Source organism: Rhodococcus sp. BS-15 (genome assembly GCF_000813105.1).
Classification (GTDB): Bacteria; Actinomycetota; Actinomycetes; order Mycobacteriales; family Mycobacteriaceae; genus Rhodococcoides.
Genome location: NZ_BAOX01000285.1, coordinates 1 through 6,112 on the forward strand (window position 1 = coordinate 1; position 6,112 = coordinate 6,112).

Below are 6,112 nucleotides of genomic sequence, written 5' to 3' on the forward strand. Positions count from 1 at the left end.
CTCGATCTCACCGACGCCGACGCACGCCTCCTGGTCGAGATCCAACTGCGCATATGAGCGGCTCCGCCGCACGTGCACGAACACTCGTAGCAGGCTACGAGGTTCTATGCACGTGCGGCACCGGTGCTCGCTCGGATCACCAGGCTCGGCTCGATGCTCGAACGTCTGGTGCTTCGGTTTCCGGTGTCGATCTGGTCGAGCAGAATTTCGACGCTTCGTACGCCGACGTCGGTGAATTCCTGGCGGATGGTGGTCAGCGGCGGCGAGAAGAATTCCGCGTCGGGAACATCGTCGAAGCCGACCACGCTGACGTCCTCCGGTACTCGCTTGCCGTGGACCTCCAGTGCGCGTAGCACCCCGAGTGCCATGGAGTCGTTGCCCGCGAACACTGCGGTGACGTCGGCGTTCCCGGCCAGTTCGCTGCCGGCCCGGAATCCCGATTTCGCGGTCCAGTCGCCGCTGAGAGTTGCCGGTGGTTCTATGCCGGCATCCTCGTGGGCCATCCGCCATCCGGTGACGCGGTCGGCAGCCTCGTACCACCCCAGCGGGCCGGCAACGTGCCACACGGCGCGGTGTCCGAGCGAGAGCAGGTGCGCGGTTGCGGCCCTGGCTCCGGCGATCTGGTCCACCGAGACGACGGCCAGATCACCGGCAGGCGAACCCTCGACGGCGACGAGCGGTAGCTCCCCGGCCAGATCGGCGATGTCGCCGCCGTCGGTTCGCAGTGGCGCGATGACGACGACGCCGTCGACACCCTGCTTCTGCAACCGGCGCACACAGGTGATGATGGCCGACTCGTCGAACGAGGTGGGGACGCCGACCACCACGGAGTAGCCGGCGTGGCGGGCGGCGTATTCGACGCTGTAGAGCGTCGACACCGGACCGTAGAGAGCGTTTCCGGTTCCCACGATTCCGATGGTCTTGCTGCGGCCGGTGACCAGAGCGCGAGCAGCAGTGTTCGGCCGGTAGCCGAGTTCCGAGATCGCTTGATCCACCTTGGTTCTCGTCGCTTCGGTCACGTTGGGATGACCGTTGATGACGCGGGAGACGGTCTGATGGGACACGCCCGCGAGCCGGGCGACATCGGTCATGGCGGGTCCGCGAGTCGGTGTCATCTTTTCCGAGCCTCCCTTCGTGGTCGAAGACAATCACAGCATGCCCGGGCCTGCGGTGCCCGCGACTGCGACGTTTACGTGGGTGTGTGGTTCACGTGGGTGTGGTCACCGCCGAACCGGTCGTGGTGGGCGCGGGCTTACCGGGCTCGGTACCGGAGAACATCTCGGCAGGCACGGGCACCCCCAGATAGCTGCTCGGCGGCGTGGCTTTGTCGCCCTTGCTGCCCTTTCCGCTCGCTGCTTGGCGCTTGGTCCAGATGTCGAACGCCACCGCGGCGAGGAGTACCAGGCCTTTGACCAGCTGAACGCGTTCGCTGGGCGAACCGATGAGCGACATTCCGCTGTTGATCACGGCAATGATGAGTCCGCCGGTGAGGGCCCCGACGATGCGGCCGACGCCGCCCTGCACTGCCGCGCCGCCGATGAAGGCTGCGGCAATGGCGTCGAGCTCGAAGCCGTTGCCCGCGGTGGGTCCGGCCTGATTGAGGCGGCCGGCGAAGATGATTCCGGCGAGTGCGGACAGCACGCCCATGTTCACGAAGATCCAGAAGGTGACCGGCTTGACCTTGATGCCGGACAGCGACGCAGCGTGAATGTTTCCACCGATGGCATACACGTGCCGACCGAACACCGTCCGACCTGCCACCGTGGAATAACCCATCACCAGTACGGCCAGGAGAATGAGCACGTACGGCAGGTTCTTGAAGCGCGCCAGCTGGACGGCGATGGCGAGAACCAGACCGCCGGCCAAAACCATCTTGAGCAGGAACAGCGGCATCGCGTCGACGGCCTGACCGAACTTCTGCCGTCCCGTTCGAGAACGCCACTGGCCGAACACGATTGCGGCCACTGCGAGGATCGCGACGAGCAGGGTGAAGATGTCCGCACCGCCGAGCGGCCCGAGACCCACATTTCCCAGGAAGCCGGGGAGGAAGCCGTTCGCGAGCGTTCGTACGGGTCCGGGGAACGGTCCGATGCCCTGGTTGCCGAGCACGATGAGGGTGACTGCGCGGAAGATGAGCATGCCTGCCAGGGTCACGATGAACGCCGGAATGCCGAAGTACGCAACCCAATAGCCCTGCCAGGCTCCGATCAGACCGCCGATGATCAGCGTGATGAGCACTGCGAGCGGCCACGGCACGTTCTGCTGGACCATCAGCACACCGGAGATCGCTCCGGTCGCCGCGACGACCGATCCGACGGACAGGTCGATGTGGCCCGCGATGATGATCACGACCATGCCGATGGCCAGGATGAGGATGTACGAGTTCTGCACCACCATGTTGCTGATGTTCTGCGGCACCAGGAGTTGGCCGCCGGTGAGAACGGTGAACAGCAGGATGATCAACGCGAACGCGATGAAAATCCCGCTCTGGCGGAGGTTTCGCGTGAGCAGCCCCCGGACGGTGATGAGCTGATTCATCGAAGTACTCCTGTTCCACGGGTCATGAGATGCATGAGGGATTCCTGTGTCGCGTCCTCGCGAGTCACCTCATCGGTGATCCGGCCTGCGGACAGCGCGTAGATCCGGTCGCACAGCCCGAGCAGTTCCGGTAGCTCGGAGGAGATCACCAGAACTGCCTTGCCCGCGTCGGCGAGACCGTTGATGATCGAATAGATTTCGAACTTCGCGCCGACGTCGATTCCTCGCGTCGGTTCGTCGAGGATGAGCACATCGGGATCACTGAAGATCCACTTGCTCAGCACGACTTTCTGCTGATTGCCGCCGGAGAGCTTGCCGACCACGGCGGAGACGTTCGGTGCCTTGATGTTCATGCTCTTCCGAAAGCCCTCGGCGACCTTGTACTCCTGGTTGTCGTCGACGAAACCACCGGTCACCAGTTTGTCGAGCGCCGCAGTGGAGATGTTGCGCTTGATGTCGTCGATCAGGTTGAGGCCGTACCGCTTTCGGTCCTCGGTGGCATACGCGATTCCGTGATGAATGGCGTCGCTGACGGATTTGACGTGAATTTCCTTGCCGTACTTGTACAGTCGCCCCGAGATGTCGATGCCGTAACTGCGTCCGAAGACACTCATGGCCAACTCGGTGCGTCCGGCACCCATCAACCCGGCCAGGCCGACGATCTCACCACGGCGCAGCGTCAGATTCGCCCCGTCGACGACGGTTCGGCCGTGCTGGGTGGGGCTGTGCACGGTCCAGTCCTCGATGCGCAGAACTTCCTCTCCCACAGTGGATTCGTGGGGAGGGAACCGGTGCTCGAGATCGCGGCCGACCATCAGCGAGATGATGCGATCCTCGGTGACCTCCGGGTTGCGCATGTCCAACGTCTCGATGGTTCTGCCGTCGCGAATGATCGTCGTCCGGTCTGCGATGGCGGCGATCTCGTTGAGCTTGTGCGAGATGATCACGCATGTGATTCCCTCGTCTCGCAGACCGCGTAGCAGGTCGAGGAGGTGAGAAGAATCCGAATCGTTCAGTGCCGCAGTCGGTTCGTCGAGGATGAGCAGCGTCACGTCTTTCGACAGTGCCTTCGCGATCTCGACGAGTTGCTGCTTGCCGACGCGAGATCGCCCACCACGGAGACGGGGTTCTCCCGCAGCCCTACCCGGTTCAGTAGGGCTGCGGCCTCGGAGTTGGTGCGGTTCCAGTCGATGAACCCGCGCCTGGACCGCTCGTTGCCGAGAAAGATGTTCTCGGCGATGGACAGATGCGGACTCAGCGCGAGTTCCTGGTGAATGATGACGATGCCCTCGGCTTCGCTGCTCCTGATGTCGGAGAACGCGCACGGCCGACCGTCGAACACGATCTCGCCGTCGAAGGTTCCGTGTGGATACACACCCGACAGCACCTTCATGAGGGTCGATTTTCCCGCGCCGTTCTCACCGCAGATCGCGTGGATCTCGCCGCGCTCCACGGCGAGCGTGACGTCCTGGAGCGCCTTCACTCCCGGAAACGTCTTGGTGATGCCGTGCATCTGGAGAATCCGGCTCGTCATCGCAGAACTCACTTCAATTGATCGTCGGTGTAGTAGCCGCCTTCGACCAGCAGCTGCTCGTAGTTGCCCTTGTTGACGATCTCGGGCTGCAGCAGGTACGCGGGAACGACCTTGTCGCCGTTGTCGTAGTCCGTCGTGTTGTTCGTCTCCGGCGTCTGGCCGTCGAGCATGGACTGAGCCATCTGAATCGTGACCTCGGCCAGCTGGCGGGTGTCCTTGTAGATCGTGGAGTACTGCTCGTCGGCGATGATCGACTTCACCGACGGCACCTCGGCGTCCTGGCCGGTGACGATGGGGTACGGCTGACCGGCCGTACCGTAGCCGTTGCTCTTGAGCGCGGAGAGGATTCCGATCGACAGGCCGTCGTACGGAGAGAGCACGCCCTGCACCTGCTGGCCCGAGGAGTACGTCTTGGTGAGCAGATCCTCCATGCGCTTCTGTGCGGTTGCCGGATCCCAGCGAAGTGTCGCGGCCGTCTCGAAGTCGGATTCGCCGCTGCCGATCTTCAGGGTTCCGGCGTCCAGGTACGGCTGCAGAGTCTCCATCGCGCCGTCGAAGAAGAACGTGGCGTTGTTGTCGTCCGGCGATCCGGCGAAGACCTCGATGTTCAGCGGGCCCGCGGGGGCGTCGGCCTTGTCCGAGCCGTCCTCGTTCTTCAGCCCGAGGCCGACGAGCAAGGATGTGGCCTGGTCGACGCCGACCTTGTAGTTGTCGAACGTCGCGTAGTAGTCGACGTTGGGGGAGTTGCGGATGAGGCGGTCGTACGCGATGACGCCGATGCCGTTGTCCTTGGCTTCCTGCAACTGCGTGGTGATGGCCGTGCCGTCCACCGACGCCACGATGAGAAGCTTTGCGCCCTGGGTGATCTGGTTCTCGATCTGGTTGACCTGAGTGGGGATGTCGTTCTCGGCGTACTGCAGATCGACCTTGTAACCCTGGCCCTCGAGCGCGCTCTCGAGGTTGTCTCCGTCGGCGATCCATCGAGCCGAGGACTTCGTCGGCATCGTCACGCCGATCAGTGCGCCTGCCGTGCTCCCTCCGTCGGCCGGCTCGACGTCTGCGGTCTTGGTGCTCGATCCGCATGCGGTGACCGTGATGGCCAGTGCCACCGCGGCCGCGGCCATGGGTAGATGTCGAAACTTCATCGTTTCTCCCTGCTCGGTGAAATCAGATCTCGAAAGTCGTGGGTCGAGGCTTCATATGTGCCTCACATCACATCAAGACAAAAGTGTGAGCGATAACATCAGCAATGTCAAAGACTATTTTCCACAACCCCGCCGACCAGTGTGAGCGCTAACAACCAAGCCTGCTCGGCAGACCTGAGAAGAAGAATTCTCAGGGGTCTGCCGGAGACGTCAGTGCAACTCGTTAACCGACTGCTTGCCGCTCTTGAGCCAGCGACTCGGGAGTCGTCCGACCAACTCGCCCAGCGGGTGAACTGCAGCCGAGAGGATCTCCACGGAATCCTGCAGGATGTCGATCGAGATGCTCATCCGCTCGATGTTCGGGGCCACCGATGTCAGCGTTTCCGAGAGCTTGACCAACTGATCGAGCGGACCGTCCTTGGCCGTCAAACGCTCGACGGCACCGTCCTCGGCGAGAAGCGTTTCGAGGATGCCCTCCTCGGCGATGGCCCGCTCGATCAGGCCGTCCTGACGCGTGAGCACCTCGAGCGGGCCGTCCTTTGCCGTCAGTCGTTCGAGCGGTCCGTTGGTGGCGGTGATGCGGTCCAGTAGGCCGCCCTCCGCGAGGAGTCGTTCGAGCGGTCCGTCCTCGGCGAGCAACCGGTCCAGGGGGCCGCCGGGAGCAAGAATGCGTTCGACCGGGCCGCCAGGAGACAGCAGGCGCTCGAGGGTGCCGTCCTCGGACGTGAGTCGATCGACGACGCCACCCTGGGCGAGCAGGCGATCGAGTGGCCCACCCTCCTTGAGTGCGTTGCCCAGGGCGCGGTCGTCGGAGGTGAGCTGACCGAGCTGAGCGAGAAGCTGCATCGTGCCACCGCGAGGGTTGGCGAGCGAGGCCACCCCTGCGGTGCCGGAC

At 63.6% G+C, this 6,112-nt stretch carries 4 protein-coding genes and 1 pseudogene; all 5 read right to left on the reverse strand.

Features of this window, described 5'->3' with window-relative positions; genetic code table 11:
- Positions 1-104: 104 nt before the first annotated feature.
- Entirely contained in the window at positions 105-1,115 is a 1,011-nt protein-coding gene (locus tag RHBS_RS22765) for a LacI family DNA-binding transcriptional regulator (RefSeq protein ID WP_121870853.1), read from the reverse strand.
- Between the two features lie 91 nt (positions 1,116-1,206).
- Positions 1,207-2,538: a multiple monosaccharide ABC transporter permease gene (gene mmsB / locus RHBS_RS22770; protein WP_121870852.1), complete on the reverse strand. Its 1,332-nt coding sequence runs from the start codon at positions 2,536-2,538 to the stop codon at positions 1,207-1,209.
- Positions 2,535-4,072, reverse strand: a pseudogene (gene mmsA, locus RHBS_RS22775) (multiple monosaccharide ABC transporter ATP-binding protein). The gene mmsB and the pseudogene mmsA overlap by 4 nt, the downstream one beginning before the upstream one ends.
- Positions 4,073-4,080: 8 nt before the next feature.
- The gene (gene chvE, locus RHBS_RS22780) at positions 4,081-5,217 is read right to left on the reverse strand and encodes a multiple monosaccharide ABC transporter substrate-binding protein (RefSeq protein WP_121870851.1); all 1,137 of its coding nucleotides are present in this window, start codon (positions 5,215-5,217) and stop codon (positions 4,081-4,083) included.
- 210 nt (positions 5,218-5,427) lie between these two features.
- Positions 5,428-6,112, reverse strand: a 685-nt coding sequence (locus RHBS_RS22785; RefSeq protein WP_128646482.1) for an ABC transporter, incomplete at its 5' end; no start/stop codon positions are given.

What these genes read in the sequence shown, in the direction of transcription:
- RHBS_RS22765 (WP_121870853.1), bottom strand. Translation starts at nt 1,115, where the DNA reads ATGACACCGACTCGCGGACCCGCCATGACCGATGTCGCCCGGCTCGCG.
- mmsB (WP_121870852.1), bottom strand. Translation starts at nt 2,538, where the DNA reads ATGAATCAGCTCATCACCGTCCGGGGGCTGCTCACGCGAAACCTCCGC.
- chvE (WP_121870851.1), bottom strand. Translation starts at nt 5,217, where the DNA reads ATGAAGTTTCGACATCTACCCATGGCCGCGGCCGCGGTGGCACTGGCC.